Origin of the sequence: Aliihoeflea sp. 2WW (assembly GCF_000497755.1) — a bacterium.
In the GTDB taxonomy this organism is placed as follows: domain Bacteria; phylum Pseudomonadota; class Alphaproteobacteria; order Rhizobiales; family Rhizobiaceae; genus Aliihoeflea.
The window spans coordinates 1-26,906 of the sequence record NZ_AYOD01000060.1; the positions used below are offsets into that span (position 1 = coordinate 1).

The following is a 26,906-nucleotide window of genomic DNA, read 5'->3' on the forward strand; positions in this document are numbered from 1 at the left end:
TATCCCTCCCCACAAGGGGGAGGGAGGGCGTCGGCGTGGCGCCAGACCATTCGTACGCTCACCCGAACTTACGCGTTCCCGCGGGTCTCGAAGAGGACGTTCGCCAGCGCGTCCCGGGCGTTCGAGCCAGACCAGACGACGAACTGGAAGGCGGGGAAGTAGCATTCGCAGGCTTCGAGTGCGGAGTGCAGAAGGACTTCGACCTGCTGGCTCGTCGGTTCGGCGCCGCCCGAAAGCAGGAGCGACTGGCGGAACATGATCGCGCCTTCCTGCTCCCAAAGGTCGAAATGGCCGAACAGCATCTGCTCGTTGATCAGCGAGAGGAGGCGCATGACTTCAAGCGCACGGTTTTCGGGAACCTTGATGTCGAAGGCGCAGGCCAGGTGCAGCGCCTCGAAATCCTCCATCCAGGAGAAGGAGACGTGGTAGTCGGTCCAGCTTCCGGCCACCGAGATCGCGATCTCGTCGCTGCCTGTCCGCTCGAACGACCATTCATTGGTGTTGGCGACATGCTCGATCACATCCACCGGGTGGAGATCGCGGGCGATATCGAGTTCAACAAGGCTCATCAAAATCTTTGCTTTCCCGTTCGTTCCCGGCGCGACACGCGCGCCAATCAGGACCTGCCCCACACGGACTGAAACTGCCGGCGACAGCCGCATCGAACCGGCCGCCTCACCGTCTCCCGCAGGACCCCGGCGCTTCGAAGCGCTCCGAATCATGCTGTAAATTCAGTCTATTGATGCCGAGTCCCGTGAACAGCCCCTTTTTGGGAGCGGGCCGGAGCAACATGTGGATAGTCGCAAGGCGGCAAAGATGAAGGAAGGCTTAAGCGATTCAGCGGAAAGGTCTTTTCGCGCCGAGCCCCTGTGGAGAACCGGCGCACTGAAACTTGCGCAAAACTTGTGCGGCGTCGCGCTTGGCCGGTCAGGCGGTCGGTTCGACCGGCTTGTCGGCGAGCCTGGCTTCGAGCGCGTCGACACGCGCGGCCAGCTTCTCGTTTTCCGCGCGCGCCTTGAGCGCCATTTCGCGCACCGCCTCGAATTCCTCGCGCTGGACGAGGTCCATGGAATTCAAGATGCGCTCGGCCTGGCCGCGAAAGGCCGTCTCGAACTCGCGGCGCACGCCCTGCGCGGCGCCGGCGGCATCCGTCATCAGCTTGGCGAACTCGTCCAGAATGCGGTTGGGGCCGGTCGACATATTCACACCTCGCGTCAGGAACACCGTTTCGTTTGAGGTAGTCGCGGCCCCTTCATATTGCAAGGAAAAGCGGGCCGCTTGACCCGGCAAACCCGCCCGCGCCATATGAGGCCCGCGTCATTCGCCTGCGGAGCCTGACTTGCCCGATTATCTCGCCCTTCCCCTGACGGCGATCGCCTTCCCCAATATCGATCCCGTCGCCCTGCAGCTCGGCCCGCTCGCGATCCATTGGTACGGGCTCGGCTATGTCGTCGGCATCCTGTTCGCCTGGTGGTATGCACGCAGGCTGATCGCCACGCCGCATCTGTGGCCGAACGACACCGCGCCGATCAAGCCGGTCGACATCGATGACTTCCTGATCTGGGCAGCGGCCGGCGTCGTGCTCGGCGGGCGCATCGGCTACATGCTCTTCTACGATTTTGCGCGCTATGCGGAAAACCCGCTCGACGCGCTGGCGATCTGGCGCGGCGGCATGTCGTTCCATGGCGGGCTTGCCGGCGTCACCATCGCGATGATCCTCTTCGCGCGCCGGCGCGGCTTTTCCCCCTGGAGCCTGTTCGACACCATCGCGGTCGGCGCACCTGTCGGTCTCGGCATCGTGCGGGTGACGAACTTCATCAATTCCGAACTCTGGGGACGGCCGACCGACGTTCCATGGGCGGTCGTCTTCCCCAATGGCGGACCGTTCGCGCGGCATCCAAGCCAGCTTTATGAAGCCATCCTCGAAGGGCTGGTGCTCTTCCTCGTTCTGTTCGTGCTCACCCACAAGGGGCTGAAGCTGAAGCAGCCGGGCTTCCTCGCCGGCATCTTCATCGCAGGCTACGGGCTCTCGCGCATCATCGTCGAGTTCTTCCGCGAGCCGGACGCCCATATCGGTTATCTCGCCGGCAACTGGCTGACCATGGGCATGATCCTGTCGGTGCCGCTGGTGCTGCTCGGCCTCTGGGCGATTGCCCGGGCGCGCCGGGCGGCGTGAGCCTCAAGCAGCGCATCACTGAGCTGATCGCCGAGACGGGGCCGATCCCCGTCTCGCAATACATGGCGCTCTGCCTCTTCGATCCGGCCGACGGCTACTACACGACGCGCGAGCCTTTTGGCGCCAAGGGCGACTTCACCACCGCGCCGGAAATCAGCCAGATGTTCGGCGAACTCGCCGCCGTCTGGCTCGCCTCGGCCTGGCAGGCGGCAGGCGCGCCGCAGGACGCGATCCTTGCGGAGATCGGGCCGGGACGCGGCACGCTTGCGCGGGACATGCTTCGGACGCTGGCCCGCATCGCGCCGGATTTGACACGGCGTGTCGCATTGATCGAGACCAGCCCGCGGCTGACCGCGATCCAGAAGGAAACGCTCGGCGCGACAAGCGCGACGTGGCATCGCGACATCGGGGAACTGCCCGGCGCACCGCTTTTCATCGTCGGCAACGAACTCTTCGACGCGATCCCGATCCGTCAATTCGTGAAGACGCCGCAGGGCTGGCGCGAGCGCTGCGTCGGGCTCGATGCCGATGGCGCGCTGACATTCGTCGCCGGCCCCGGCACGACGGATGCCGCCCTGCCCGATGCGCCGAACGGCGCGATCTTCGAAATCGCACCTGCCCGCAATGCGCTGATGCAGGAGATCGCCGAGCGGATTGCACGAGATGGCGGCGCGGGGCTTTTCATCGATTACGGGCATTTGCAAACCGGCGTCGGCGACACGCTGCAGGCCATGCGCGCGCATGCTCATGTCGACGTGCTGGCGACGCCCGGCGAGGCGGATCTGACGAGCCATGTCGACTTCGCGGCGCTTGGAGCGGCAGCCGGCGCGGGCAGGTTGGAGACGCGGGCCATGACGCAGGCGCGGTTTCTCCTCGGCATGGGACTGCTCGAGCGCGCGGGACAGTTGGGTGCGGGCGGCGATGCGGGGTTGCGTGAGCGGCTAAGGGGTGAGGTCGAAAGGCTGGCGGGGCCGGATGAGATGGGGGAGTTGTTCAAGGTGTTGATGGTGGGGAAGGATTTAGCCAATCTGCCACCGCAGTAGCCCCCTCTCCGCCTCGCTTCGCGAGGCACCTCTCCCCCACTTCGCGGGGGCGAGGAAACGCTGCTGCAAACGGCGAGCGATTTCCAGCTTGGAGTTCCTCGCCCCCTTCGGGGGAGAGGTGCCTCGCGAAGCGAGGCGGAGAGGGGGTGCCTTGGCGCAAACCTCCCCCCAATTGACACCACCCCTCCCCTCCACCACCATCGCGCCGACCCGGCAGAAGACGAGAAGGCGGCATATGCTCGATCTGGCTCGACCGGACCCGGTGCGGTCCGATCTACTCGACACACTTGCGCTCAAGGGCATACGCCACGGCTTCTTCACGCGCGCAGGCGGCGTGTCGGACGGCATCTATCGCGGCTTGAATGTCGGCCTCGGCTCGAACGATTCGCGCGAGGCGGTGGTCGAAAATCGCCGGCGCGCGGCCAAATGGCTGGGCGTGCCCGAGACGCATCTGACGACGGTGCATCAAATCCACTCGCCCGACGTCGAGATCGTGACCGCGCCGATCCCCTATGACCAGCGCCCGAAGGCGGATGCGCTGGTGACGGCGACGCCCGGCATTGCGATTGGCGTGCTGACGGCCGATTGCGGCCCGATCCTCTTTGCCGACGCCGATGCGGGCGTCATCGGCGCCGCCCATGCCGGCTGGAAAGGCGCGGTCTTCGGCGTCATCGAGAACACGCTCGCCGCGATGGAAAAACTCGGCGCGGACCGTGCGCGCATCCATGCCGTGCTCGGTCCGGCGATCAGCGCCGCAAACTACGAGGTAGGGCCGGAACGCGTCGCCGATCTGATCGCGGCGGACGGTGCGAACGAAGCCTATCTCGCGTCCTCGGCGAGCGCCGGCCATGCGATGTTCGACCTGAACCGCTACACGATCGACCGCCTGACGCGCGCGGGCGTGGCGGTTGACCATGTCGCGCGCTGCACCTATGCGGAAGCCGACAACTTCTTTTCCTACAGGCGGACGACGCACAGGCAGGAGCCGGATTACGGCCGCCAGCTCTCCGCAATCGTCCTGGAGACCTGATTGATGGCGCTGCATTTCGACAGAACCGAATTCGATTCCCGCCGTGACCGTCTGCTGATCGAAATGGCCGAGCGCAAGCTCGACGCGATCCTGCTCTTTGCGCAGGAGAGCATGTACTGGCTGACCGGTTACGACACGTTCGGCTTCTGCTTCTTCCAGTCGATGGTGGTGAAGTCGGACGGCTCGATGGTGCTTCTGACCCGCTCCGCCGACATGCGGCAGGCCAAGCACACCTCGACCATCGAGAATGTCGTCCTGTGGACCGACCGCGACAAGGTCGATCCGACCGCCGACCTGCGCAACCTTCTGAACGACATCGACCTTCTGGGCTGCCGCATCGGCGTCGAATACGACACGCACGGCCTGACCGGCCACAATGCGCGCCTGCTCGACGAGCAGTTGAAGACCTTCGGCAAGATCGAGGACGCCTCCGACCTCGTCTCGCGCCTTCGCCTCTTCAAGAGCCCCGCCGAGATCAAGAAGGCCGAACGCGCGGCTGCCCTCTCCGACGACGCGCTCGACGCGGCGCTGCCCTTGATCAAGCAGGGCGGCGACGAGGGCGCGATCCTGGCGGCGATGCAGGGGGCGATCTTCGAGGGAGGCGGCGACTATCCGGCCAACGAGTTCATCATCGGGTCGGGCGCCGACGCGCTCCTCTGCCGCTACAAGTCGGGCCGCCGCAAGCTGACCAAGACCGACCAGTTGACGCTCGAATGGTCGGGCGCCTTCGCGCACTACCACGCGCCGATGATGCGCACGGTCCTGATCGGAAAGGCGACCAAGCGCCATCAGGAACTCTACGAGGCCGCCCATGACGCGCTTCTGGCGGTCGAAAAGGCCATGGTTCCGGGCTCGACCTTCGGCGACGTCTTCGACGCCCATGCCCGCGTGATGGAGGCCCGCGGTCTGACGCGCCACCGGCTCAACGCCTGCGGCTATTCGGTCGGCGCGCGCTTCACGCCGTCCTGGATGGACAAGCAGATGTTCTTCTCCGGCAATCCCGAGCCGATCGCGCCCGACATGACGCTGTTCGCCCACATGATCATCATGGACTCGGATTCGGAGACGGCCATGACGCTCGGCCGCACCTACCTGACCACCGAAGCCGCCCCGCGCGCCCTGTCGCGCCACGGCCTCGACTTGATCGTGCATTGACGGCATAGTTCGCGCCATGGCTGTTTCGAGAACTCTTGCAAACGGATTCGCTTTGTCGACGGCGCTGGCGCTCGCCGGTTGCGCCGGCTCGAACGCGCTCCAGCCGAACGCGTTGACCAGCACGCAGGAGGAGGCGATCGCCGCCGCCTCGTCGAACCCGGCCGGCCGGCAGACGGCGTCTCTGGCCGCCGCCGCCAATCCGCGGCTTGCGATCCCGCCCGCCATCGGCGCGCCCGACAGCGCCAACGCGCCGCTGAACGCCCGTCTCGTCGCCCGCGCGCAGGAACTCGGCATCCCCCTCACCCCCGCCGCCAGCGCCGATGGGCTGACGATGAAGGGCTATTTCTCCGCCATCTCCGAAGGTCCGCAGACGACCGTCATCTATGTCTGGGACGTGATCGATGGCCAGGGCAATCGCCTGACCCGCATCCAGGGCCAGGAGCGCGGCGCCCGTACCTCCGGCGATGGCTGGACGAGCGTCGGGCCGGAACTGATGCAGCGCATCGCCGACCAGACGATCGATGCCTACGCATCCTGGCTTCTTGCCCGCGCCGGTTGAATCGCGCGCAAAGGACGGGAGAGGCCGAAGTGAATCGTCCCCGAAGGGTTGCATTCGCGACGCTTGCCGGTAAAAGGCCGGTCAAATCCTTTGCCGGGGACCTGACTACATGAAGCTTTTCGCGGGAAATTCGAACCGGGTGCTGGCCGAAGCCGTCGCCCGATACCTGAACATTCCCCTTGGCAAGGCAAGCGTGCGCCGCTTCGCCGACCAGGAAATCTTCGTCGAGATCCAGGAAAACGTGCGCGGCGAGGATGTCTTCATCCTCCAGTCGACCTCCTATCCGGCCAATGATCACCTGATGGAAATGCTCATCATGATCGACGCCTTCCGCCGGTCTTCGGCGCGGCGCATCACGGCGGTCATCCCCTATTTCGGCTATGCACGGCAGGATCGCCGCGCCTCGGGCCGCACCCCGATCTCGGCCAAGCTCGTCGCCAACATGATCACCCGCGCCGGCGCCGACCGCATCCTGACGCTCGACCTGCACGCCGGCCAGATCCAGGGCTTCTTCGACATCCCGACCGACAATCTCTTCGCCGTGCCGGTGCTGGCGCGCGACGTGAAGGCGAACTATTCGCTGCCCAACACGATGGTCGTCTCGCCGGATGTCGGCGGCGTGGTGCGCGCCCGCGCGCTCGCCAAGCGCATCGATTCCATGCTCGCCATCGTCGACAAGCGCCGCGACCGGCCGGGCGAATCCGAAGTCATGAACATCATCGGCTCGGTCGAAGGCAAGGACTGCCTTTTGATCGACGACATCGTCGATTCCGGCGGCACGCTCTGCAACGCGGCCGATGCGCTCCTCGCCAACGGCGCGACCAGCGTCACCGCCTACATCACCCACGGCGTGCTCTCGGGCGGCGCAGTCGCGCGCATCACCGGCTCGAAGCTGAAGGAACTCGTCACCACCGATTCCATCCAGCCGACATCAGCGGTGGAAGCCGCGCACAACATCCGCGTCGTGACGATCGCCGATTTGATCGGCGAAGCCATCTCGCGGACGTCGAGCGAGGAATCGGTCTCGAGCCTGTTCGACTAAGGCCTTACCGACGGGCGCGAAATAGTATATATACGGATATAGACTCCCCGTAGGAGGCATGTCCGATGTCGCGCATTCATACCGCAAAGCTGTTCAGGAACGGCGCAAGCCAGGCCGTCCGCCTGCCGGCCGAATTCCGGTTTGACGGCGACGAGGTCTTCGTCTCGCGTGACGAGCGCACGGGTGACGTGATCCTGTCGAAGCGCCCTGCCGCGCAGAACTGGGACGACTTTTTCCAGCTTCTGGCAAATACAGACATCCCGCCCGACTTCATGGCCGAACGCCCCCTCAACGTCCTTGCTCCCGAGCGCAAGCTGTTCAGCGAGGACGACGAGTGAGCGTCCTGCACATGCTGGACACGGATACGGCAAGCTACATTCTCAAGGGGCGTTCGCAAGTCGTTGCGCAGCGACTGGCCGAAGTGCCGCCCTCATCGGTCTGCATTTCGGCCGTCACGCAGGCGGAGCTTCTCTACGGCCTGAAATCGCTTCCGGCCGACCATCGGCTCAACCGGGCGGTCGAGCAGTTCCTGCACCTGCTCCACGTCCTCGCCTGGGACGGCGAAGCGGCCAGATGGTACGCGGAAATCCGGCACCGGCTGAAGACGACCGGCCAACCGATCGGCGAAATGGACACGATGATCGCGGCCCATGCCATTGCAACGGGCGCGACCCTCGTGTCCAACAACACGCGCCATTTCGGGCGCATCGAGGCACCGCTGACCTTGGTCAACTGGACGGCCGACTAGGGCGTGATGCCCGCAAGAGCGGAGGAACACCAATGGACTCCAGAAAGCGGTTCTGGTTGATCGCAGGGCCGAACGGCGTCGGCAAGACGACCTATGCGTTCAAGCACGTTGTGGCGATCAGCGGTTCGGTCAACTTCGTCAACATGGATGAAATCGCGCGCGGCCTCTCGCCGCTGGCGCCGGTCGCAGCCGAACGGGAAGCTGCGCGTGTCGCGCTGTGGCGCGCCCGCTTCTTCATCGCCAACGACATCGTCTTCTCGATGGAAACGACGATGTCCGGCAATGTCCACCTCGCCTTGATGGAGGAGGCGCGGGAGGCGGGCTTGTCGCCCGTTCTGCTCTATTTTTCGGTTCGTGAGCCGGAGATTTCCCTGCAGCGAATTGCCCGCCGTGTCGCCGAAGGCGGACACGACGTCGCCGAAGACGTCGTTCGCCGCAGGTTCACGCGTAGCCACGCAAACCTTCCTCGCTATGCCGCCGCTGCCGACCTCTGGCGCGTCTATGAGGCATCCGGCACGAAGCCGTGCCTGGCGCTCGAAGGGCGCGGTGAAACGCTCGATCACCGCGACGATGATTGTCTCGCCGGCGCCAACGACATGATCCGTGGCTTCGCCGCCGGTCTATCCCGCTAACACCCAGCCCATCCCCGCCAGCGCCGCGATTGCCAGCACCACGATCAGATTGACGTGGAAGCGCAGCAGCGCCACGGCCGCGGCAACCGCGATCACCGCCGCCGCCGCATCGAACGTCGCGAGTTCCGGCAGCAGGATGCGGAACGGCCCCGCCTGAACCTCCGAAAGTTCGCCGAACAGGACATGCAGGCCGAACCAGACGGCGAGGTTGGCGATGACGCCGACGACCGCCGCCGTCACCGCCGAGAGCGCGTTGGCCAGCCAGCGCACGTTGCGCACGGTCTCGACATAGGGCGCGCCGGCGAAAATCCACAGGAAGCAGGGAACGAAGGTGAACCAGAGCGTGACGACCGCGCCTGCAACGCCGCCCGTCAGCGGCTCGAAACCGGACAGCCGCGCGCCGCCGAGAAAGCCGACGAAGGCCAGCACCAGGATCAGCGGACCGGGCGTCGTCTCGGCAAGGCCGAGCCCGGTCAGCATCTCGTCGGGCCGCAGCCAGCCATAAATCTCGACCGCCTGCTGCGCGACATAGGCAAGCACGGCATAGGCGCCGCCGAAGGTCACCGCCGCCATCACCGAGAAAAATCCGGCCTGTTGGGTGTAGACGTTCTGCGCGCCTGCGACGGCATAGAGTGCGGCGAGCGGCAGCAGCCAGATCGCAAGCCAGATGGAGGTGGTGCGCAGGAAGCGCGGCCAGCTCGGCTGCGCCCAGTCGGGGAGGTCGCGCACCGGCGCGCCGTCACCCGCCGCCTTGCCATTGCCCGCGACGCCGAGCGCGCCAAGTGCGGCGGCAGCGAGGATCACGACCGGGAACGGGATCTGCAACAGCGCGATGGCGACGAAGGCCATCACCGCGATCGCAACCATCGCCAGCCCCTTGATCGCGCGTTTCGAAACTTTCACCAGCGCTTCGAGCACGATGGCGAGCACCGCCGCCTTGAGGCCGAAGAGCAGGCCCTGGACGATCGTGACCTCGCCGGCGACGATGTAGATCGCCGACAGGATGGTGATGAGGAGCGCGCCGGGCAGCACGAAGAGCAGGCCCGCGATCAACCCGCCGAGCGTGCCCTTGAGCAGCCAGCCGGCATAGGTCGCAAGCTGCATCGCCTCCGGCCCGGGCAGCATCATGCAGTAATTGAGCGCGTGCAGGAAACGCGGCTCGTCGAGCCAGTCGCGCTCCTCGACGAGTTCGCGGTGCATCAGCGCGATCTGCCCGGCCGGGCCGCCGAAGGAGAGGAAGCCGATCTTGGCGAAGACGCGCGTGACCTCGCCAAGCGAAGGATCTGAATGTGTCTGCACGAAAACCCCGCATCTCAAGTCGTCGGCAAACTAGATCGCGCTCCCTATCATCTCAATGACATATCCGATTCATTTCCAAGGGAAATCACCCGCTCGATGCCGATTGCATCGAGGAAGGCAGTATCGTGGCTGACGACGAGGAGCGCGCCGGAGAACTCGCGTAACCCCGCTTCGACCTCGACGATGGAGTCGAGATCGAGATGGTTGGTCGGCTCGTCGAGGATGAGCAGTTCGGGCATTTCGCCGCCGACGAGAACGCAGGCGAGCCCCGCCCGCAGGCGTTCGCCGCCCGAAAGCGTGGCGACGCGCTGCAAGGCGGCGTCGGCGCGGAACGCGTAGCGTGCGAGCGCGGAGCGGCAGAAATTCTCCTCGGCGTCAGGATTGATCCGCCTGAAATTCTCCAGGATCGATCGCTCCGGGTCGAGCAGGCCGACATGCTGGTCGAACATGGCGAGCCGCGCCGGCACGCGCAGCGACCCGCCGAGCGGCGGCAACATCCCCGCGATCGTCTTCAGAAGCGTCGACTTGCCCGAACCGTTCGGGCCGGTGAGCGCAATGCGCTCCGGCCCGGCGATGGAAAGGTCGATCCCGGTGCGGATGGGCGTTGCACCGAAACCGATCGCGAGCTGCCGCGCCTCGACGAGAAGCTTGCCGCCCGGCACATGCGCCTCGCCGAGCCCGGCGGAAAAGGGCGTGACGCGCTCCACCGCCGCGCGCGCCTGCTTGAGCGCGTCTTGCGCGATCCGGCTCTGCTTTTCTGCCAGGCGGCTGCCCCGGCCCGCGGTCGCCTCGGCACGCTGCTGCTTCGCGTCGAGCAGGATCTTGGGGTCGGAACTACCCTTGCGCGACGTCCGGCCCGCGGCATCGCGCCGGTCCTGCTTCTCGCGGGCGATCTGGGCATCGCGCCCCGCCTGTTTCGCCTCCGCCTCGGCCGATTGAAGCTGGCGCCGGGCCGCCTCGCGCTCGGCCTCACGCGCTGCGCGATAGGCGTCGAAATTGCCGCCATAAATCTTCGCGCCGAGCGGTGAGAGCTCGACGATGCGGTCCATCCGGTTCAGAAGCGCTCGGTCGTGGCTGACCACCAATGCCCCGCCTTTCCAGCTACCGATCAAGTCCGCCACCAGCGCGCGGCCGTCGGCGTCGAGATTGTTGGTCGGCTCGTCGAGCAGGATCATGTCGGGTTGGCCGAAGACGAGGGCGGCAAGCGCTGCTCGGGTGCGTTGGCCGCCACTGAGGCTCGCCAGCAGGCTATCCGGCGCTACGCGCTCCAGCCCGACATCCGCCAGCGCCTTGTCGAGCCGTGCGTCGAGCGTCCAGTCGACCGAGGCGACCTCGTCGGCATCGGCGTCACCGGCAAGCGCGCGTTCGGCAAGGCGCAGCGCGCCGCCGACGCCGAAGAGATCGGCGACCGTTCCGCCCGGCACGACATCCGTCATCTGGCTGAGGAAGGCGATCGTGCCGGAGCGCTGGACGCTGCCCGATGCGGGCAAGACCGCGCCCGTCAAAATCGCCAGCAACGACGACTTGCCGACGCCGTTGCGCCCGACGAGGCCGGTGCGTTCCGCCCCGAGGGCGAGATCGAGATTGTCGAGGAGAACCCGCCCGTCAGGCAGGCGGAAGGTCAGATTGCGAACGGAGAGGAACGGCATGGAACACCAGGCGAACGGTTGCGAAGCGGGCGAGATTGGCGCGCGTCGTGTCGTTCATCGGTGTCGACCTCCTGTTGGAATTTCCGTTCTGGAAAGCTCAAATAGGCCCCCGCAAAGATTTGTTCAACCCGCGCTTGCGTCCGTGCGGCGGGCGACGGAAGATCGTCGCCGACCGTCACGCAACCGTCAGCCGGCCCCGATAGAAGGCGGCACGTCGCAATCACTGTCTTGCAGAAAAGGGATGGAGTTCCATGAAGATGATCGTCGCCGCAGCCTTCGCGGCAGGACTTGTCACCACGACGGCAATGGCCCAGGACAGCGCCGCACCGGCCGACGCGCCAGAGGAAGCGGCTGCCGCCACGCATGAAAACCGCATCGACATCATCCGCCCCGACGCGCCGGAACTGGCCGCACATGGCGATCTGCCGATCGGCGTGCGCACGGTCGAGGTGACCAATGCCGACCAGATCGACGTCGCCAACACCACCGCCGGCGGCGAGCCGCCGCGCTATGAGCGCAAGCTGACACTCGAAATCTGGTATCCGGCGGCCGAAGGCACCGGCGACGAGGGCACCTACACCACGCTGCTTCGCGACGGCGAAACCGAGGTGACGCTGGCGGGACGCGGCGTGCGAGACGCCGAACCGGCCGCAGAGGGCGGCCCCTATCCGCTCGTCATCATCTCGCATGGCTACCCCGGAAACCGGTTCCTGATGAGCCACTTGGCCGAGAACCTTGCCACCAAGGGTTATGTCGTCGCCTCGATCGACCATCTGGAATCGACCTATGCCGACCAGGGCGCGTTCGGCTCGACGCTCGTCAACCGCTCGCTCGACCAGCTCTTCGTGCTGGACGAGATCGAGCGCATGAACGGCGAGGAGGGCGACTTCCTCTCCGGCCTCGTCGACACCGAAAACACCGGCCTGATCGGTTATTCGATGGGCGGCTATGGCGCGGTCATCACCGCCGGCGGCGGCGTCACCGAGACCTCCGTCGGCTATGAATGGGGTGCACCGGCCGGCACGCTGGCCATCCATGAGGCGGGCTCCCCCGAACATGGCGAGCGGGCGGAAGACCGGATCAAGGCCGTCGTCGCCTTCGCGCCCTGGGGCCGCCAGCGCGGGTTCTGGGATGCCGAAGGGCTGAAGGGCATCGAGACGCCGATCTTCTATGTCGCCGGTTCCGCCGACGACGTCTCCGGCTACGAGGACGGCGTGAAGATGCTTTATGACGAGACCGTCAATGCCGAGCGCTATCTTCTCACCTTCGAGAACGCCAACCACAACGCCGCCGCCCCGATGCCTGCGCCTGCCGAAAGCTGGACCGTCTCGCAAAAGCTCGGCTACGCACCCTTCGACCACTACGCCGACCCGGTCTGGGACACGGTGCGGATGAACAACATCGCCCAGCACTTCGTCACCGCCTTCCTCGGCAAGGAACTGAAGGGCGACGAGGCGATGGGCGAATATCTCGACCTCGTCGAGAACGCCGCCGACGGCGTCACCGCGCTCGACGACGAGGACAAGCCGACCGCCGAGCACACCTACTGGAAGGGCTTTGCCGACCGCACGGCGATGGGCCTGTCACTGATGCACGCCACGCCGGCGGCGCAGTAGGACCTCAATCTTGTCGCATCGGATCGATCCGAAAAACCGGCAACCACTTTTCGGTCCGATGCTCTACCGCATCACATTGCGCAGCAGGGCGACGAGTTCGCCCTGCCGGTGCGTATCTGTCTTGGCAAAGATCGATTTCAGCCGGTGACGCGCCGTCTCGCGGGCGATGCCGAGGAACTCGGCCGCCCGGTCGATGCTGTCGCCATTGGCCAGAAGAACGGCGAAAATCGCCTCGGCCTCGGTCAGCCCCAGGATCGATTGCAGCGTTTCGGCACTGGTGCGCGGCGCGGCATCGGGATCGCGCAGGAGGACGATGACGCGCGCCTCGCTGTGAAGCCGGGTCACGAAGGCCGGCAGGTCGACGACTTCCGCGACGAGCGGGCGGCGGCAGGGGCGAAGGATCGGGATCGGCACCGCGCGCGCCGCATCGGTGAAGCCGGCCCGCAGCCGCACGGCCTGCCCGACGAGCGCATGCAGCGCCCGGTTGCTGTCGGCATGGATCGCCGTCAGTCGGCCATTAACGAGACGGATCGCGCGCGGATTATCCTCGAGCAGCGCCCGGGCCGGCGCATTCATCTCGATGACGCTCCGGTCGGCGGCGATCAGCACGGCGGCCTCGGCCAGTGTGTCGAGGATTTCGAGCCCGGTGATGCCGCGCGCATTGTTGAAGAAGCCCGACAGTTTCACCATCCGGCGCAGATGCGGTGCCAGCCGCTCCATCGACTTCGCCTCCTCGCGCGTGAAAAAACCCTGGTCCGTGCGCCGCAGCATCGGCACGCACCAGGACTGTCCGTCGACCTTGAACCCGACGGCTGCAAAGCCCGAATAGCCCCATTTGAGGTAGAGTTCGTTGTAGGTCGCGAGCTTGCGGCGCTCCTCGTCGGTCGCCAGATCGTGTTCGATCACCACCGTTCGACCGGAATTGAGCAGCGGCCAGCCGCGATCCGCACGGTAATGGTCGACATACCATTCGCCGGCGACGTAATCCTCGAGGAACTCCGTATAGGTCGCGGTGGCCGGCATCGCGACGGCCGCCGCTTCCACGTCCTTGGGATAGAACATCGCATCGGCCGCGCCGAAGACGCCGACGAGGTTGCGCAGCGCCGTCGGCCAGTAGTCGGGCGCGACCGTCGCCGCATAGCATTCGTCGAGCGCGCGATCGTAGATCGTGTCGGACATGACCGTTTCCCCCCGGAACGTCGCTTCGGCTTGCCGCTTCGGCCGGCGGTGGTCACCGACAGACGAAAGTCTAACCCGGAATTGACGTAGCGGCAAAAGAGTTGGCCCAAGAAAATCTCGTCCTGCCGCAAGGCAAAGCGCATGGCTTGCGCTATAGCCGGCCAAGACCGGAGCTTTTCCCTTGACCGATACGACTGCCCAGCCCGCACGACTTCCCGCCGAGACGACGGCGTTCACCGTCATCTTCGCCGTTTCGTTCTGCCACATGCTGAACGACGTGATGCAGTCGCTGCTGGCCGCGCTCTATCCGATGCTGAAGGAGGATTACGGCCTCGCCTTCTGGCAGATCGGGCTCCTGACGATGGCGTTCCAGGTCACGGCCTCGCTGCTGCAGCCGGTCGTCGGGCTCTACACCGACAAGAACCCCAAGCCCTATTCGCTGTCCTTCGGCATGGCGTCGACCTTCTGCGGCCTGCTGCTGCTCGCCTTCGCCCATTCCTACGGCTTCCTGCTGCTCGGCGCCTCGCTGATCGGCATCGGCTCGGCGATCTTCCACCCCGAGGCCTCGCGCGTGGCGCGCATGGCGTCCGGCGGGCGCTACGGGCTGGCACAGTCGCTGTTCCAGGTCGGCGGCAATTTCGGCACCGCCATCGGCCCGCTGCTCGCCGCCTTCATCGTCGTGCCGCGCGGGCAGGAAAGCGTCGCCTGGTTCTGCGCCGCAGCGCTCGCCGGCATGATCATCCTCTACCAGATCGGCAACTGGTATCAGCGCTATACGGCGGCGCGGAAGGCCCGGCCCGCCGCGGCGGCGATCGCCCTGCCACGCAAGAAAGTCGTCATCGCGCTCGTCGTTCTGGCGCTGCTGGTGTTCACCAAGAACATCTACATGGCGTCCTTCACCAGCTACTACACCTTCTACGCCATCGAGCGCTTCGGCGTGACGGTGCAGCAGTCGCAGATGATGCTGTTTCTGTTCCTCGGCGCGGTCGCGCTCGGCACGGTTCTGGGCGGCCCGTTCGGCGACCGCTACGGCTCCAAGACGGTGATCTGGCTGTCGATCCTCGGCATCCTGCCCTTCACCATGGCGCTGCCCTATGTGGGCTTCGAGGCAACGCTCGTGCTGACCTTTGTCATCGGCGTGATGATCGCCTCGGCCTTCCCGGCCATCGTCGTCTTCGCGCAGGAGCTCGTGCCCGGCCGCGTCGGCATGATCGCCGGCATCTTCTTCGGCTTCGCCTTCGGCATGGGCGGCATCGCCGCCGCCGTGCTCGGCGTGGTGGCGGATGCGCGCGGCATCGAGTTCGTCTACACGATCTGCGCCTTCCTGCCGCTGCTCGGCCTTCTGACGATCTTCCTGCCGAACATGCGCGAGTTGCACCGCTCCTGATCTTGCGCTATGGAGCCGCCACCCGCGTAGACACCCTTGGAGGCAACGCGGGCGATTGCCGTTGGGATTTTGGTTCCGGCGGCATTCGACGTTTGCGACATGAGGCCTGACGCCGTCGCAAGCGCTCCACAACCTGAAAGGAACTGCCATGAGCCACGAGAGCTACACGCTCGAGGCCGAAGCGCGCGAGACGGTCGGTAAGGGGTCCGCCCGTGCACTGCGCCGCGAAGGTCGCGTCCCCGCCGTCATCTACGGCGACAAGAAGGAACCCGTTTCGATTTCGCTCCCCTACAAGGAGCTGTTCATGAAGATCCACGGCGGTGGCTTCAAGACGACCGTTGCGACCATCAAGGTCGGCGGGAAGTCGTACCAGGTCCTGCCCAAGGATTACCAGCTCGACCCCGTCAAGGATTTCCCCGTCCACGTGGATTTCCTGCGCGTGTCGAAGAAGACCGTCGTCACCGTCGAAGTGCCGGTCCACTTCCTCAACGACGAGAAGTCGCCCGGCATCAAGCGCGGCGGCGTGCTCAACATCGTCCGCCACGCGGTCGAGGTTCACTGCCCGGCCGACTCGATCCCCGATGCGCTGGAATTCGATCTCACCGGTCTCGACATCGGCGATTCGATCCACATCTCGGCCATCGAACTGCCGAAGGGCGTCGAGCCGACCATCACCGACCGCGACTTCACCGTTGCCACCATCGCCGCCCCGGCCGTCCTGACGGCTGAGGAAGAGGCCGGCACGACCGAGGAAGCCGACGCCGAGGCCGTCGAGGTCGAGAACGGCGCCGAGCCGGAAGGCGAAGGCGAAGAGACCGAAGCCAAGGAAGAAAAGGGCGAGTAATCGCCCGCTCCGGCGCCGAACCCCCACCCTTTATCCCTCCCCACAAGGGGGAGGGAGGCCATGAGCGCCGCGATTTTCGGATCGGCGCGGTGCCAGGGTTCAAGGTAGGTTCGACGCCGGCGACCTCCCTCCCCCTTGTGGGGAGGGATAAAGGGTGGGGGTTTTCCCTTCGAAAAAGACTCCCGTCCTTCCCAACTGCCCTTTTCGGGAGACACCAACGCCCATGCGCATCATTGCAGGCCTCGGCAATCCCGGATCGAAATACGAGAACCACCGGCACAATGTCGGCTTCATGGCCGTGGACGCGATTGCCCGCCGCCATTCCTTTCCGCCCTGGTCGAAAAAATTCCAGGCGCTGATTTCCTCCGGCACGATCGGCACCGAAAAGGTGCTCCTGATCAAGCCGCAGACCTTCATGAATCTCTCGGGCCAAGCCGTCGGTGAAGCCCTGCGCTTCCACAAGGCCGAAATCGGCGACCTGATCGTGCTTTACGACGAGCTCGACCTCGACCCCGGCAAGGTGCGCATCAAGACCGGCGGCGGCCATGGCGGCCATAACGGCATCAAGTCGATCGACGCCCATTGCGGCAAGGACTACCGCCGCGTGCGTATCGGCATCGGCCATCCGGGCATCAAGGAAATGGTCACCCACCATGTCCTCGGCGATTTCGCCAAGGCCGACCGCGACTGGCTCGACCCGCTGCTCGACACCTTCGCCGACCACGCCGAACTGCTCGCCAAGGGCGACGATGCCGGCTTCATGAACAAAGCCGCGCTGGCTGTGCAGGGCAGCAAGGCCGCGCCCAAGCCCGCCCCGAAAGCGCAAAGCCACATCCGCCAGGCGCGCCCCGCCCCGCAGGTGAAGCTGCCCGAGACGGGGCCGATGGCGGCGATGCTGAAGAAGTTGTTGGGCCGGGACTGAAGCCCTTCCGGTCGGCTCAGCACCCCGCCGCACCCCCCTCTGGCCTGCCGGCCATCTCCCCCTCAAGGGGGGAGATCACGCACGCTATCATTCGCGCCAAAACATTCGTCGGTTCAGCAGGACGATGGCGAGACTGATCTCCCCCCTTGAGGGGGAGATGCCCGGCAGGGCAGAGGGGGGTGTGCCGGAGCACGACTTCTTCACTCAATCACCCCTTCCCTTTTCCCCCCACCGACACGATATCCGACGACCACTCACCGCGGGAACCACCCCCATGCCCGAAAACAACGATCTCGACTCGATGGAAGCCGTCCTCGACACCATCGCCGATGCCGGCGATGGCAGGCGCGTTTCGGTCGAGGACATCGTCGATGAGATCGGCGACGATGCGTTCGGGCCGCTGATGCTGATCCCGGCTCTCGTCGCGGTGACGCCGGCGAGCGGCGTTCCCGGCCTGACGGCGACGGCCGGGCTGATCATCGCGCTCGTCTCGTTCCAGATGGTGATCGGCCGCAAGGCGCTCTGGCTGCCGGGCTTCATCCTGAACCGCACCATGTCGCGCTCGAAGCTCGACACCGCGCGCGACTGGCTGGCGAAGCCTGCGCGGATCATCGACAGGTTGACCGGCAAGCGCCTCTCCTTCCTCGTCAAACCGCCCTTTTCGGTCGTCCCGGCCCTGATCTGCCTTTGCGCCGGGCTCGTCATGCCCTTCCTCGAAGTCATTCCCTTTTCCGGCTCGGTCATGGCCGGCGCCGTGTCGCTCTTCGCGCTCTCCTTCGTCACCGAGGACGGCATCCTGTCGGTTCTGGGCACCGCACTCGTCGCCACCGCCGGCTATCTGGCCTGGACCGCCATCGTCTGACCCTTGACCTTCGCGCGCCCATTCCCCATAGCCCCCACAAAGAAAATTTCTGCCACAGGACGGGCAATTCCATGGGTTTCAAATGCGGCATCGTCGGGCTTCCCAATGTGGGCAAGTCGACGCTCTTCAACGCACTGACCAAGACGGCCGCCGCGCAGGCCGCCAACTATCCCTTCTGCACCATCGAGCCGAACACCGGCGAGGTCGCGGTTCCCGATCCGCGCCTGAAGGCCATCGCCGGCATCGCGAAGTCGAAGGAGATCATCCCGACCCGCATCTCCTTCGTCGACATCGCCGGCCTCGTGCGCGGCGCCTCGAAGGGCGAGGGCTTGGGCAACCAGTTCCTCGCCAACATCCGCGAGGTGGACGCGATCGTCCACGTGCTGCGCTGCTTCGAGGATGACGACATCACCCATGTCGAGGGCAAGATCGACCCGGTCGCCGATGCCGAGACGGTCGAGACCGAGCTGATGCTCTCCGACCTCGAAAGCCTCGAGCGCCGCGCGCTGCAGTTCCGCAAGCGCGCCGCCTCCAAGGACAAGGAAGCGATGACCGTCCTGCCGATGATGGAAGCGGCGCTGACGCTGCTGCAGGACGGCAAGCCGGTGCGCATGCTTTTGAAGGGCATCGCGGCGGAGGATCTGCGCATCCTGCAAGGCCTCAACCTCCTGACCTCGCATCCCGTGCTCTATGTCTGCAACGTCGCCGAAAGCGACGCCGCGTCCGGCAACGAGCACACGGCGGCGGTCGCGAAGATGGCCGAGGCGCAGGGCGCGAGCGTCGTCGTCATCTCGGCGGAAATCGAAGCACAGGTCGCGCAATTGTCCGACGAGGAAGCTGCCGAGTTCCTTGGCGATCTCGGTCTCGACGAGCCGGGCCTCGACAAGCTCATCCGCGCCGGCTACGAGCTTCTCGACCTCATCACCTATTTCACCGCCGGCCCGAAGGAGACCCGCGCCTGGACAGTCGCCAAGGGCTCCAAGGCCCCGCAGGCGGCCGGCGTCATCCACACCGATTTCGAGCGCGGCTTCATCCGGGCCCAGACCATCGCCTATAACGACTACGTGTCGCTCGGCGGCGAGACGGCGGCCAAGGATGCCGGCAAGGCGCGCGACGAAGGCAAGGAATATGTGGTGCAGGACGGCGACGTGCTGCTCTTCAAGTTCAACACCTGACGGACTGCCATGATCCAGGCCTACGCGCTTCAGGGCGGACTTCTCGTGCCCGTCGCCGTCACCGGCGAGGGACGCGACACCGCGGTCTGGATCGACATGGTGGCGCCGACCGATGCCGACGAGGCGCTGGTGGAGGAATGGCTCGGCATCGACGTGCCGACCCGCGACGAAATGGACGAGATCGAGCTTTCCTCGCGGCTCTACAGCGAGGACGACGTCCACTTCATGACGGCGGCTGTCACCGCCAACACGCATCAGGAACGGCCGGAGATCGGTTCGGTCACTTTCATCCTCGGTGCCGGCAAGCTGGTCACCGTGCGCTACATCGAGCCCTCCACCTTCACGCGCTTCGCCGAACGCGCTGGGCGCTCGCCGCTCGGCTGCACGAACGCGACGTCGCTCCTGCTGGCGTTGCTCGAGGCGATCGTGGGCCGCGCGGCCGATGTGATCGAGCAGGTCGGCAGCGACATCGGCGATCTGTCGGAGCGCATCTTCTACCCCGCCGCCCGCAAGGCCTCGCGCCGCGACCGCGACTTCCAGCTCATCCTGCGCAAGATCGGCCGCAAGGAGGAACTTCTCGCCAGCCTGCAGGATAGCCTCCACACGCTCCAGCGCGTCGCCGGATACCTCGCCTATGTTACCGACCGCGAGAAGGATCACCGCCACCGCATCCGCTCGCTCTCGCGCGACGTCACGTCGCTGGCCGATTACTCCGAGCGGCTTTCGCAGAAGATTTTCTTCCTGCTCGATGCCACGCTCGGCATGATCTCCATCGAGCAGAACGCGATCATCAAGATCGTCTCGGTGCTGGCGACGATCTTCCTGCCGCCGACGCTGGTCGCCTCGATCTACGGCATGAATTTCGACTTCATGCCGGAGCTTCACTGGACCTACGGCTACCCGCTGGCGCTCCTGGCCATGGTCGCCGCCGCCGCCCTGCCCTTCTGGTACATCAAGAAGAAGGGCTGGCTGTGAACCGAACCCGGTTGCGCATCGCGCTTCTTGCCGCCACACTATCGTTCAAACTTGAACAGGATGACGGACATGGCTGAAAAGCGCTGGGCGTTCGAGGATTTCACCGTCGGACGAACGATCGACCTGCCGGTCAAGCACGTTACCGCCGAGGAGATCGTCGACTTCGCCTCGCAGTTCGACGCGCAGCCCATGCACATGGACGAGGAAGCCGGCAAGGCGTCGATCCTTGGCGGGCTCGCCGCCTCCGGCTGGCACACCTGCGCGATGTTCATGCGCATGATGTGCGACGCCTTCCTGCTCGATTCGACCTCGCAAGGCGCGCCCGGCGTCGACTATGTGCGTTGGAAGAAGCCGGTCATCGCCGGCGACACGCTCTCCGGCACCTCGACCGTCACCGCGGCCCGCGTCTCGGCCAAGCGGCCCAATCTCGGCTTCGTCACCGTCGAGCACCGCATCTTCAACCAGAAGGGCGAGACGGTCTGCGAACTCGCCAACACCGGCATGTTCCTGCTGCGCAACCCGGGAGTGGCCGCATGACGCTCGACGACTATCTGCTGATCGGCCAGCGCATCGAGCTCGGCAGCCACACCTTCCGCGCCGACGAGATCAAGGCATTCGCCGCGAAATACGATCCGCAGCCCTTCCACATGGACGAGACGGAAGCCGAGCACTCCGTCTTCGGCCGCCTCTGCGCCTCCGGCTGGCACACCAGCGCGATGTGGATGCGCTACAATCTCGAAAAGCGCCAGGACATGGAAGGCGCCGGCTGGGGCGGCGACGGCGAAAAGCCCGTCTTCGGCCCCTCCCCCGGCTTCACCAATCTGAAATGGCTGAAGCCCGTCTATGTCGACGAAACCATCACCTTCACCCGCACCGCCAAAGCCCACCGCACCGTCGCCTCCCGCCCCGGCTGGCGCGTCATGACGCTCATCTGCGAGGCGTTCGATTCGGGCGGGGACAAGGTGCTGGAGTTTGAGAGCGCAGTGCTGTTGAAGGCGGAGTGAGCTCAGTCCGTCAGTCCATCTGGGGCCATTGCTGCGCGGCATGGAGCACTCGCAGGATCGTTACGGCTCGGTCATCCTCGGTATAGACGACGATGTAGTTCGAGCGCACAACCATTTCGCGCGTACCGACGACACGTCCCGAGCGATAGAGCTTCGGGTAGTCCGGCAAAACTGCTGCCCGGTCGACGATATCTTCCAGGAGCCGTTGGCTGGCGTCCAGGTTGTCCGCCGCAATATAATCAACGATGGCGATCAGATCGTCGCGCGCGGCCTGTTGCCACTCAAGAACGCGCACGGCGCCTGCTGTCGATCAACGCCTGAGCTTCTTCGATGACCTGTCGATGCGGAATGGTTGGGCGCTTGTCGTCCAACGCCTCCTGAACTTTGGCGCGAAACCAGGTGTCGTGGGCCTCGGGATCGACTGTCAAACCCGCCGGAAGCCCACCCTCTTTTGAAATTCGCGTCAAAAGAATTCGGACGGCATCCGACAACGTCAGCCCGACATTTGCGAGCTTGGCACCTGCATCTTCTTTTAACTTGTCGTCCACACGTATGTGCAGCATCGAAGTTTGCGCCATGAGTGTGGCCTCCTGTCAAACTTGATCCGAACGTATCTCAATTGAGAGACGCGCGCAATCTGCGCTAAAGGCGTATCCCGGTAGCAACCCAGACCCGATGCGGAACGTCGAGCGGATCGCCGGGGAATTTGCTGCTGAGCACTTCTGCCAAATCCCGATCGAAGCGCTCGACTTCGACGTCGGTGAGACTTGCCTTGACGCCTGCGCTCGCGGCGATGCGCCCGCGCCACGCCTCGTGCGAATAGGCGACGGAAAGATCGAACGACAACGTCTCGATTGACCCGAAATCGGCATTGGCCAGATCGCCAAGCCATAGCGGATAGATGCCGGTTCCTCCGCCCATGGTCCAGTTCGGATTGGCCTGCAGAATGAGCCGCTCCGTCGCCTCGACCACGTTGCCGGGAAGCGGCAGCCAGTCGAAATGCGCGATGAGCAGCCGGCCACGGGGGCGAAGGACGCGACGCGCCTCCTGTGCGGCCGCAGGGCGATCGAACCAGTGCCAGCACTGGCCGGCGGTGACCAGATCGAAGCTCTCATTCGCGAAAGGCAGCGCTTCTGCCTTACCGACATGGTAGTCGATCCCGACGCCCGCCTGGCGGTCCAGTTGACGCGCAACCTCTATCAGCGCCTCGGCCGGGTCGATCGCAGCGGCTTGCAGGCCAAGCAACGCCAGACCTCGAGCAACCGTCCCCGTTCCCGAGCCCAGATCGAGGACGCGCTGCCCTGGCCTTGCAAAGCCACATGCGTCGACGGCCTCGAAGAACGCGGGCGGAAAACCTTGCCTGTGCTGCTGATATTCGCGGGCCGTCCGGCCGAAATCGACTTGCGCCCCGAAACGCCGCGTGGCCGGAATGTTTGGCCCGTTCATGCCTCGATGCCCATCAAGACGACGTGTTCCCCGCCACCATCGCCCCAACCGCCCGATCCCCCTCGCGCTCGCTCGCCCCAAGCCCCTCCGCCACCCCGACCCTATCCGCCTCGGGCCTATTCTGGCTCATCTTGCGCTTGCCGAAGAGGCGGGTGATGGGCAGGCGGAGACCGACGATGCCGCGCAGTTGCGCGTCGATGAAGCGCTCCGGCGCGTCCGTGACGGCCCACGGATCGGCGCGGGCGGCTTCGTGGCGAAGGGTCAACCGGGTGACGATGTCGCGCAACCGCTCCGCATCCTCGAAGAACTCGACCGGCCCATGGGCATGGACCGCGACGTAGTTCCAGGTCGGCACGACCTTGCCGTGTTCGCGCTTCGTGGCATACCAGGACGGCGTGATGTAGGCGTCCGCGCCCGGGAAGATCGCGAGCGCTTCGCCGACGGGCGCAAGCTTCCACTGATGGTTCGCCTTGGCGACATGGCCGTAGAGCGTACCGAACTCGCCCTCGTTTGCGTCAAGGATCAGCGGCAGAGGCGTTGCGACCAAACCTTCCTCAGTCGCCGTGACGAGCGTCGACAGCCCCGCCTCGCGCATGATGGCGGCGAGTGCGGCGGGGTCGTCCTCACGGAAGGCGGGCGGTGTGTACATGGCCCGATCCTAGCATCGCAGCCCGCTCGGAAAAGAGGCGAGATCGTCGAGCGATTGGACCAGCCCTCAGTGTCCCTCGAACGCCACCAGCGTGCGCACCGGCACATCGAGCGCCTCCAGCTTCGCGCGCCCGCCAAGTTCCGGCAGGTCGATGACGAAGCAGGCGGCGACGATCTCGGCGCCCATCTGGCGCAGGAGCTTCACCGCGCCCTCTGCCGTGCCGCCCGTCGCGATCAGATCGTCGACGAGGATCACCTTCTCGCCCGGCGCGACGGCGTCCTTGTGCATCTCCATCTCGTCGAGGCCGTATTCGAGGCTGTAGGCGACGCGCACGGTCTCGTGCGGCAGCTTGCCCTTCTTGCGGATCGGGATGAACCCGGCCGACAATTGATGCGCCATCGCGCCGCCGAGGATGAACCCTCGCGCCTCGATACCGGCGATCTTGTCGATCTTGGACCCGGCATAAGGATGCACCAGTTCGTCGATCGCCCGGCGGAACGCCCGCGCGTTGCCGAGCAGCGTGGTGATGTCGCGGAACATGATCCCTGGCTTGGGATAGTCCGGAATGTTGCGGATCGCCGAGACGAGCGTGTCGTGAAGGGTGGTGTGCATGGCTGCCCCGGAGTGGATGAGCGCTATTGGTAGAAGATGGCGACGGCGAAGGAAAGCGGCGCGCGGCCACGAAAAAGGGCGCCCGGAGGCGCCCTTTGCAAATCATGGCGGAAACGTCAGTGCGCGACGTTCGCCCAGATCTTGCGCTTGGTGAGATACACCAGAACCGCAAAGCCGATGAGGAACAGCATGACCACGAAGCCCATGCTCTTGCGGTCCTCCATATGCGGCTCGGCGGCCCACATCAGGAACGCGGTCACGTCATGCGCATATTGCTCGACCGTTTCGGGCGCGCCGTCATCGTAGGAGATGAGGCCTTCCTGCAGCGGCGGCGCCATGGAGAGCGACGTGCCGGCGAGGAAATGCGGGTTGTAGTAGGTTCCCGGCTGCTGCTCGTAGCCCTCGGGCGCATCCTCGTAGCCGGTCAGCAGGTTGTAGATGTAGTCCGGACCGCTTTCGGCATACTGCGTGAAGATGTCGACGACGAAGAGCGGGAAGCCGCGCTCCACGGCGCGCGCCTTGGCGATCAGCGACAGGTCGGGCGGCGCCGCGCCGTTGTTGGAGGCGGCGGCGGCTTGCGGATTGGCGAATGGCGACGGGAAATAGTCGGACGGGATCGCCGTCCGCATGAACATTTCGCCGTCGGCGTCCGGGCCGTCCTGGATTTCGTATTCGCCGGCCAGCGCGCGCACCTGCGCCTCCGAATAGCCGAGGTCTTCCAGCGTGCGGAAGGCCACGCGCTCGAGCCCGTGACAGGCCGCGCAGCCTTCGCGATAGACCTTGAGGCCGCGCTGCAGCTCGCCGCGGTCATAGGTGCCGAACGGGCCTGCGAAGCTCCAGTTCTGCTCTACCGGCTTGATCAGCGGATACTCCGCCGCGCTTGCCGCCATCGTCGCACCGACGACGAAACCGAGCGCGGCGATCCCCTTGAGAACAGTCTTCATGTCGTGTCAGTCCTTTCGAGCCGGCGCGCCGGTTCAGCCTTTGGTTTCCGGCGACGCATTGGCGCCGGCGGGCTGGACGGATGCCGCCCCCTTGTTCTTGGCAAGCACCGCTTCGGTGATCGAATTCGGCAGGCGCTTCGGCGTCTCGATCAGGCCGAGCAGCGGCATGATGACGAGGAAGAAGCCGAAATAGTAGAGCGTGCCGATCTGCGACATGATCACATAGGCGCCTTCCGCCGGGCGCGAGCCCAGCCAGCCGAGGAAGATCGAATTGACCACGAACAGCCAGAAGAACAGCTTGTACCAGGGACGATAGACGGCCGAGCGCACCTTCGACGTGTCGAGCCAGGGCACGAAGAACAGCACCGCGATGGCGCCGAACATGGCGAGCACGCCGCCGAGCTTGGAGTCGATCGGGCCGATGTTGAAGGTGATGGCGCGCAGGATCGCGTAGAAGGGCAGGAAGTACCATTCCGGCACGATGTGCGACGGCGTCTTCAGGGAATCCGCCATGATGTAGTTGTCCGCATGTCCCAGATAGTTCGGGATGTAGAAGACGAAATAGGCGAACATGATGAAGAACAGCACCATGCCGAACGCGTCCTTGACGGTCGCATAGGGCGTGAAGGGCAGCGTGTCGGTCTTCTGCTTGACCTCGATGCCCGTCGGGTTCGTCTGGCCGGTGACGTGAAGCGCCCAGACGTGGAGAACCACGACGCCGGCGATCATGAAGGGCAGCAGATAGTGCAGCGAGAAGAAGCGGTTCAGCGTCGGATTGTCAACCGCGAAGCCGCCGAGCAGAAGCTGCTGAATCCATTCGCCGACGAGCGGTATGGCGGTGAAGAAGCCGGTGATGACCGTCGCGCCCCAGAAGGACATCTGGCCCCAGGGCAGGACGTAGCCCATGAAGGCGGTCGCCATCATCAGAAGGTAGATGATCACGCCGAGAATCCACAGAAGCTCGCGCGGCGCCTTGTAGGAGCCGTAATACATGCCGCGGGCGATGTGGAGGTAGACGGCGATGAAGAACATCGACGCGCCATTGGCGTGGAGATAGCGGATCAGCCAGCCGGAATTGACGTCGCGCATGATCTTCTCGACCGAATCGAACGCCATGTCGACATGCGCCGAATAGTGCATGGCGAGCACGATGCCGGTCACGATCTGCACGACGAGCATGATCGAGAGAATGCCGCCGAACGTGTAGGCGTAGTTCAGATTGCGCGGAACGGGATAGGAAACGAACGAGTCATGCACCAGCCGCGGCAGCGGCAGGCGTGAATCGATCCAGCGTCCGATGCCGGTCGTCGGCGTGTAGGTAGAGTGTCCACCGCTCATTATTGTAAGCTCTCTCTTGACTTAGCCGATTCTGATGACCGTCTCGGAAATGAATTCGAACACCGGCACGGGCAGGTTCGTCGGCGCCGGGCCGGTACGGATGCGGCCGGCGGTGTCGTAGTGCGAACCGTGGCAGGGGCAGAACCAGCCGCCGAAATCGCCTGACTGGCCGAGCGGCACGCAGCCCAGATGGGTGCACGAACCGACCATGACGATCCAGTTCTCCATGCCTTCGCCTGCCGAGCGCGCCAGATCCGTCGCCGGCTCCGCATCGCCAAGATTGTCGTTGCGGGCGACCGGGTCCTTCAGTTCGGAAAGCTCGACGGCCTGCGCCTCGGCGACTTCCTCTTCGGTCCGGTTGCGGATGAAGATCGGCTTGCCGCGCCACTTCGCCGTCACCGACATGCCCGGCTCGATCGCCGACACGTCGACGTCGACGGTCGCGAGAGCCAGCGTCGAGGCATCGGGGCGCATCTGGTCGATGAACGGCCACACGGCGCCGCCGACGGCCACGACGCCGGCCATGCCAGTGGCGATGTAAAGAAAGTCGCGGCGGGTCGGCTCGGTCGTATCGTTCACGCTCACGGGACTATGATCCTTATTGCCTCACTTCGACCGCA

Annotated in this window: 31 protein-coding genes; 18 read left to right on the forward strand and 13 right to left on the reverse strand. The window is 65.2% G+C overall.

Annotated elements, in window-relative coordinates:
• Positions 1–68: 68 nt before the first annotated feature.
• Together ALII_RS0119635 and ALII_RS0119640 are read right to left on the reverse strand one after the other, a co-directional pair.
• Positions 69–569 carry a YbjN domain-containing protein gene (locus tag ALII_RS0119635; RefSeq protein ID WP_024588921.1) on the reverse strand — a complete coding sequence of 167 codons (501 nt, stop codon included), beginning with the start codon at positions 567–569 and terminating at the stop codon, positions 69–71.
• A 358-nt stretch (positions 570–927) separates the two neighbouring features.
• On the reverse strand, positions 928–1,200 hold the full coding sequence (locus ALII_RS0119640) for an accessory factor UbiK family protein (protein ID WP_024588922.1): 273 nt from the start codon (positions 1,198–1,200) through the stop codon (positions 928–930).
• Positions 1,201–1,339: 139 nt separating this feature from the next.
• On the opposite strand from ALII_RS0119640, the gene lgt reads away from it, so the two are divergent.
• The 9 genes from lgt (at position 1,340) to ALII_RS0119685 (ending at position 8,385) form a co-directional block, all read left to right on the forward strand.
• Positions 1,340–2,176, forward strand: a complete 837-nt coding sequence (gene lgt / locus ALII_RS0119645) for a prolipoprotein diacylglyceryl transferase (RefSeq protein ID WP_029660745.1) — start codon at positions 1,340–1,342, stop codon at positions 2,174–2,176.
• Positions 2,173–3,219 carry a class I SAM-dependent methyltransferase gene (locus ALII_RS0119650; protein ID WP_029660746.1) on the forward strand — a complete coding sequence of 349 codons (1,047 nt, stop codon included), beginning with the start codon at positions 2,173–2,175 and terminating at the stop codon, positions 3,217–3,219. Before lgt ends, ALII_RS0119650 begins: the two co-directional genes overlap by 4 nt.
• 235 nt (positions 3,220–3,454) lie before the next feature.
• On the forward strand, positions 3,455–4,249 hold the full coding sequence (gene pgeF, locus ALII_RS0119655; protein ID WP_024588924.1) for a peptidoglycan editing factor PgeF: 795 nt from the start codon (positions 3,455–3,457) through the stop codon (positions 4,247–4,249).
• Between the two features lie 3 nt (positions 4,250–4,252).
• Positions 4,253–5,404 carry a Xaa-Pro peptidase family protein gene (locus ALII_RS0119660; protein WP_024588925.1) on the forward strand — a complete coding sequence of 384 codons (1,152 nt, stop codon included), beginning with the start codon at positions 4,253–4,255 and terminating at the stop codon, positions 5,402–5,404.
• 52 nt (positions 5,405–5,456) lie between these two features.
• A complete protein-coding gene (locus tag ALII_RS0119665) occupies positions 5,457–5,963 on the forward strand; it encodes a hypothetical protein (protein WP_024588926.1) in 507 nt (168 codons plus the stop codon).
• A gap of 109 nt (positions 5,964–6,072) precedes the next feature.
• Positions 6,073–7,005 carry a ribose-phosphate pyrophosphokinase gene (locus ALII_RS0119670; RefSeq protein WP_024588927.1) on the forward strand — a complete coding sequence of 311 codons (933 nt, stop codon included), beginning with the start codon at positions 6,073–6,075 and terminating at the stop codon, positions 7,003–7,005.
• Positions 7,006–7,070: 65 nt separating this feature from the next.
• Positions 7,071–7,343 carry a type II toxin-antitoxin system VapB family antitoxin gene (gene vapB, locus ALII_RS0119675; protein WP_024588928.1) on the forward strand — a complete coding sequence of 91 codons (273 nt, stop codon included), beginning with the start codon at positions 7,071–7,073 and terminating at the stop codon, positions 7,341–7,343.
• On the forward strand, positions 7,340–7,753 hold the full coding sequence (locus tag ALII_RS0119680) for a type II toxin-antitoxin system VapC family toxin (RefSeq protein ID WP_024588929.1): 414 nt from the start codon (positions 7,340–7,342) through the stop codon (positions 7,751–7,753). Before vapB ends, ALII_RS0119680 begins: the two co-directional genes overlap by 4 nt.
• Before the next feature lie 32 nt (positions 7,754–7,785).
• The gene (locus ALII_RS0119685) at positions 7,786–8,385 is read left to right on the forward strand and encodes an AAA family ATPase (RefSeq protein WP_024588930.1); all 600 of its coding nucleotides are present in this window, start codon (positions 7,786–7,788) and stop codon (positions 8,383–8,385) included.
• On the opposite strand, the gene chrA is transcribed toward ALII_RS0119685, so the two are convergent.
• Positions 8,374–9,684 (reverse strand): chromate efflux transporter, encoded by a 1,311-nt coding sequence (gene chrA / locus ALII_RS0119690; RefSeq protein ID WP_024588931.1) that lies wholly within the window; start codon positions 9,682–9,684, stop codon positions 8,374–8,376. The two genes, ALII_RS0119685 and chrA, sit on opposite strands and share 12 nt — an antisense overlap.
• A 47-nt stretch (positions 9,685–9,731) precedes the next feature.
• Positions 9,732–11,333 (reverse strand): ABC-F family ATP-binding cassette domain-containing protein, encoded by a 1,602-nt coding sequence (locus tag ALII_RS0119695; protein WP_024588932.1) that lies wholly within the window; start codon positions 11,331–11,333, stop codon positions 9,732–9,734.
• A 251-nt stretch (positions 11,334–11,584) separates the two neighbouring features.
• On the opposite strand from ALII_RS0119695, the gene ALII_RS0119700 reads away from it, so the two are divergent.
• Positions 11,585–12,949 (forward strand): dienelactone hydrolase, encoded by a 1,365-nt coding sequence (locus ALII_RS0119700; protein WP_244437476.1) that lies wholly within the window; start codon positions 11,585–11,587, stop codon positions 12,947–12,949.
• Positions 12,950–13,012: 63 nt separating this feature from the next.
• Here the strand turns inward: ALII_RS0119700 and ALII_RS0119705 are convergent, their stop codons facing one another.
• Complete coding sequence (locus ALII_RS0119705) at positions 13,013–14,128, reverse strand: helix-turn-helix transcriptional regulator (RefSeq protein ID WP_024588934.1); 1,116 nt, start codon at positions 14,126–14,128, stop codon at positions 13,013–13,015.
• Between the two features lie 181 nt (positions 14,129–14,309).
• Here ALII_RS0119705 and ALII_RS0119710 point away from each other — a divergent pair, with 181 nt between their 5' ends.
• The 8 genes from ALII_RS0119710 to ALII_RS0119745 all read left to right on the forward strand — a co-directional run bounded on the left by ALII_RS0119710 (position 14,310) and on the right by ALII_RS0119745 (position 21,297).
• A complete protein-coding gene (locus ALII_RS0119710; RefSeq protein ID WP_024588935.1) occupies positions 14,310–15,515 on the forward strand; it encodes an MFS transporter in 1,206 nt (401 codons plus the stop codon).
• 148 nt (positions 15,516–15,663) lie between these two features.
• Positions 15,664–16,359, forward strand: coding sequence for a 50S ribosomal protein L25/general stress protein Ctc (locus ALII_RS0119715; protein WP_024588936.1), 696 nt, complete (start codon positions 15,664–15,666; stop codon positions 16,357–16,359).
• Positions 16,360–16,582: 223 nt separating this feature from the next.
• Complete coding sequence (pth, locus tag ALII_RS0119720; RefSeq protein WP_024588937.1) at positions 16,583–17,281, forward strand: aminoacyl-tRNA hydrolase; 699 nt, start codon at positions 16,583–16,585, stop codon at positions 17,279–17,281.
• A 274-nt stretch (positions 17,282–17,555) separates the two neighbouring features.
• Positions 17,556–18,143, forward strand: coding sequence for an exopolysaccharide biosynthesis protein (locus ALII_RS0119725; protein ID WP_024588938.1), 588 nt, complete (start codon positions 17,556–17,558; stop codon positions 18,141–18,143).
• A 71-nt stretch (positions 18,144–18,214) separates the two neighbouring features.
• Positions 18,215–19,318 (forward strand): redox-regulated ATPase YchF, encoded by a 1,104-nt coding sequence (gene ychF, locus ALII_RS0119730; RefSeq protein ID WP_024588939.1) that lies wholly within the window; start codon positions 18,215–18,217, stop codon positions 19,316–19,318.
• A 9-nt stretch (positions 19,319–19,327) separates the two neighbouring features.
• On the forward strand, positions 19,328–20,293 hold the full coding sequence (locus ALII_RS0119735; protein WP_024588940.1) for a magnesium transporter CorA family protein: 966 nt from the start codon (positions 19,328–19,330) through the stop codon (positions 20,291–20,293).
• 51 nt (positions 20,294–20,344) lie between these two features.
• A complete protein-coding gene (locus ALII_RS0119740) occupies positions 20,345–20,830 on the forward strand; it encodes a MaoC family dehydratase (RefSeq protein ID WP_348265990.1) in 486 nt (161 codons plus the stop codon).
• The gene (locus ALII_RS0119745; protein ID WP_024588942.1) at positions 20,827–21,297 is read left to right on the forward strand and encodes a MaoC family dehydratase; all 471 of its coding nucleotides are present in this window, start codon (positions 20,827–20,829) and stop codon (positions 21,295–21,297) included. Before ALII_RS0119740 ends, ALII_RS0119745 begins: the two co-directional genes overlap by 4 nt.
• 10 nt (positions 21,298–21,307) lie before the next feature.
• On the opposite strand, the gene ALII_RS0119750 is transcribed toward ALII_RS0119745, so the two are convergent.
• The 8 genes from ALII_RS0119750 to petA all read right to left on the reverse strand — a co-directional run bounded on the left by ALII_RS0119750 (position 21,308) and on the right by petA (position 26,871).
• On the reverse strand, positions 21,308–21,592 hold the full coding sequence (locus tag ALII_RS0119750) for a type II toxin-antitoxin system RelE/ParE family toxin (protein ID WP_024588943.1): 285 nt from the start codon (positions 21,590–21,592) through the stop codon (positions 21,308–21,310).
• Positions 21,579–21,875 carry a type II toxin-antitoxin system RelB/DinJ family antitoxin gene (locus ALII_RS0119755; protein WP_024588944.1) on the reverse strand — a complete coding sequence of 99 codons (297 nt, stop codon included), beginning with the start codon at positions 21,873–21,875 and terminating at the stop codon, positions 21,579–21,581. Before ALII_RS0119755 ends, ALII_RS0119750 begins: the two co-directional genes overlap by 14 nt.
• Positions 21,876–21,939: 64 nt before the next feature.
• Positions 21,940–22,743 (reverse strand): class I SAM-dependent methyltransferase, encoded by an 804-nt coding sequence (locus tag ALII_RS0119760; protein ID WP_024588945.1) that lies wholly within the window; start codon positions 22,741–22,743, stop codon positions 21,940–21,942.
• Between the two features lie 13 nt (positions 22,744–22,756).
• On the reverse strand, positions 22,757–23,392 hold the full coding sequence (locus ALII_RS0119765) for an FMN-binding negative transcriptional regulator (RefSeq protein WP_024588946.1): 636 nt from the start codon (positions 23,390–23,392) through the stop codon (positions 22,757–22,759).
• 66 nt (positions 23,393–23,458) lie between these two features.
• Positions 23,459–24,004 (reverse strand): adenine phosphoribosyltransferase, encoded by a 546-nt coding sequence (locus ALII_RS0119770; RefSeq protein WP_024588947.1) that lies wholly within the window; start codon positions 24,002–24,004, stop codon positions 23,459–23,461.
• Between the two features lie 116 nt (positions 24,005–24,120).
• The gene (locus tag ALII_RS0119775) at positions 24,121–24,948 is read right to left on the reverse strand and encodes a cytochrome c1 (protein ID WP_024588948.1); all 828 of its coding nucleotides are present in this window, start codon (positions 24,946–24,948) and stop codon (positions 24,121–24,123) included.
• 33 nt (positions 24,949–24,981) lie between these two features.
• Positions 24,982–26,286, reverse strand: coding sequence for a cytochrome b N-terminal domain-containing protein (locus ALII_RS0119780; RefSeq protein WP_024588949.1), 1,305 nt, complete (start codon positions 26,284–26,286; stop codon positions 24,982–24,984).
• 21 nt (positions 26,287–26,307) lie between these two features.
• On the reverse strand, positions 26,308–26,871 hold the full coding sequence (petA, locus tag ALII_RS0119785; RefSeq protein ID WP_024588950.1) for a ubiquinol-cytochrome c reductase iron-sulfur subunit: 564 nt from the start codon (positions 26,869–26,871) through the stop codon (positions 26,308–26,310).
• Positions 26,872–26,906: the final 35 nt, after the last annotated feature.

Bases quoted from the DNA above. Each gene is read 5' to 3' on its own strand.
- ALII_RS0119635 (WP_024588921.1), bottom strand. From the start codon at position 569: ATGAGCCTTGTTGAACTCGATATCGCCCGCGATCTCCACCCGGTGGAT.
- ALII_RS0119640 (WP_024588922.1), bottom strand. From the start codon at position 1,200: ATGTCGACCGGCCCCAACCGCATTCTGGACGAGTTCGCCAAGCTGATG.
- pgeF (WP_024588924.1), top strand. From the start codon at position 3,455: ATGCTCGATCTGGCTCGACCGGACCCGGTGCGGTCCGATCTACTCGAC.
- ALII_RS0119660 (WP_024588925.1), top strand. From the start codon at position 4,253: ATGGCGCTGCATTTCGACAGAACCGAATTCGATTCCCGCCGTGACCGT.
- ALII_RS0119670 (WP_024588927.1), top strand. From the start codon at position 6,073: ATGAAGCTTTTCGCGGGAAATTCGAACCGGGTGCTGGCCGAAGCCGTC.
- vapB (WP_024588928.1), top strand. From the start codon at position 7,071: ATGTCGCGCATTCATACCGCAAAGCTGTTCAGGAACGGCGCAAGCCAG.
- ALII_RS0119685 (WP_024588930.1), top strand. From the start codon at position 7,786: ATGGACTCCAGAAAGCGGTTCTGGTTGATCGCAGGGCCGAACGGCGTC.
- ALII_RS0119695 (WP_024588932.1), bottom strand. From the start codon at position 11,333: ATGCCGTTCCTCTCCGTTCGCAATCTGACCTTCCGCCTGCCTGACGGG.
- ALII_RS0119700 (WP_244437476.1), top strand. From the start codon at position 11,585: ATGAAGATGATCGTCGCCGCAGCCTTCGCGGCAGGACTTGTCACCACG.
- ALII_RS0119705 (WP_024588934.1), bottom strand. From the start codon at position 14,128: ATGTCCGACACGATCTACGATCGCGCGCTCGACGAATGCTATGCGGCG.
- ALII_RS0119715 (WP_024588936.1), top strand. From the start codon at position 15,664: ATGAGCCACGAGAGCTACACGCTCGAGGCCGAAGCGCGCGAGACGGTC.
- pth (WP_024588937.1), top strand. From the start codon at position 16,583: ATGCGCATCATTGCAGGCCTCGGCAATCCCGGATCGAAATACGAGAAC.
- ALII_RS0119725 (WP_024588938.1), top strand. From the start codon at position 17,556: ATGCCCGAAAACAACGATCTCGACTCGATGGAAGCCGTCCTCGACACC.
- ychF (WP_024588939.1), top strand. From the start codon at position 18,215: ATGGGTTTCAAATGCGGCATCGTCGGGCTTCCCAATGTGGGCAAGTCG.
- ALII_RS0119735 (WP_024588940.1), top strand. From the start codon at position 19,328: ATGATCCAGGCCTACGCGCTTCAGGGCGGACTTCTCGTGCCCGTCGCC.
- ALII_RS0119745 (WP_024588942.1), top strand. From the start codon at position 20,827: ATGACGCTCGACGACTATCTGCTGATCGGCCAGCGCATCGAGCTCGGC.
- ALII_RS0119755 (WP_024588944.1), bottom strand. From the start codon at position 21,875: ATGGCGCAAACTTCGATGCTGCACATACGTGTGGACGACAAGTTAAAA.
- ALII_RS0119760 (WP_024588945.1), bottom strand. From the start codon at position 22,743: ATGAACGGGCCAAACATTCCGGCCACGCGGCGTTTCGGGGCGCAAGTC.
- ALII_RS0119765 (WP_024588946.1), bottom strand. From the start codon at position 23,392: ATGTACACACCGCCCGCCTTCCGTGAGGACGACCCCGCCGCACTCGCC.
- ALII_RS0119770 (WP_024588947.1), bottom strand. From the start codon at position 24,004: ATGCACACCACCCTTCACGACACGCTCGTCTCGGCGATCCGCAACATT.
- ALII_RS0119775 (WP_024588948.1), bottom strand. From the start codon at position 24,948: ATGAAGACTGTTCTCAAGGGGATCGCCGCGCTCGGTTTCGTCGTCGGT.
- ALII_RS0119780 (WP_024588949.1), bottom strand. From the start codon at position 26,286: ATGAGCGGTGGACACTCTACCTACACGCCGACGACCGGCATCGGACGC.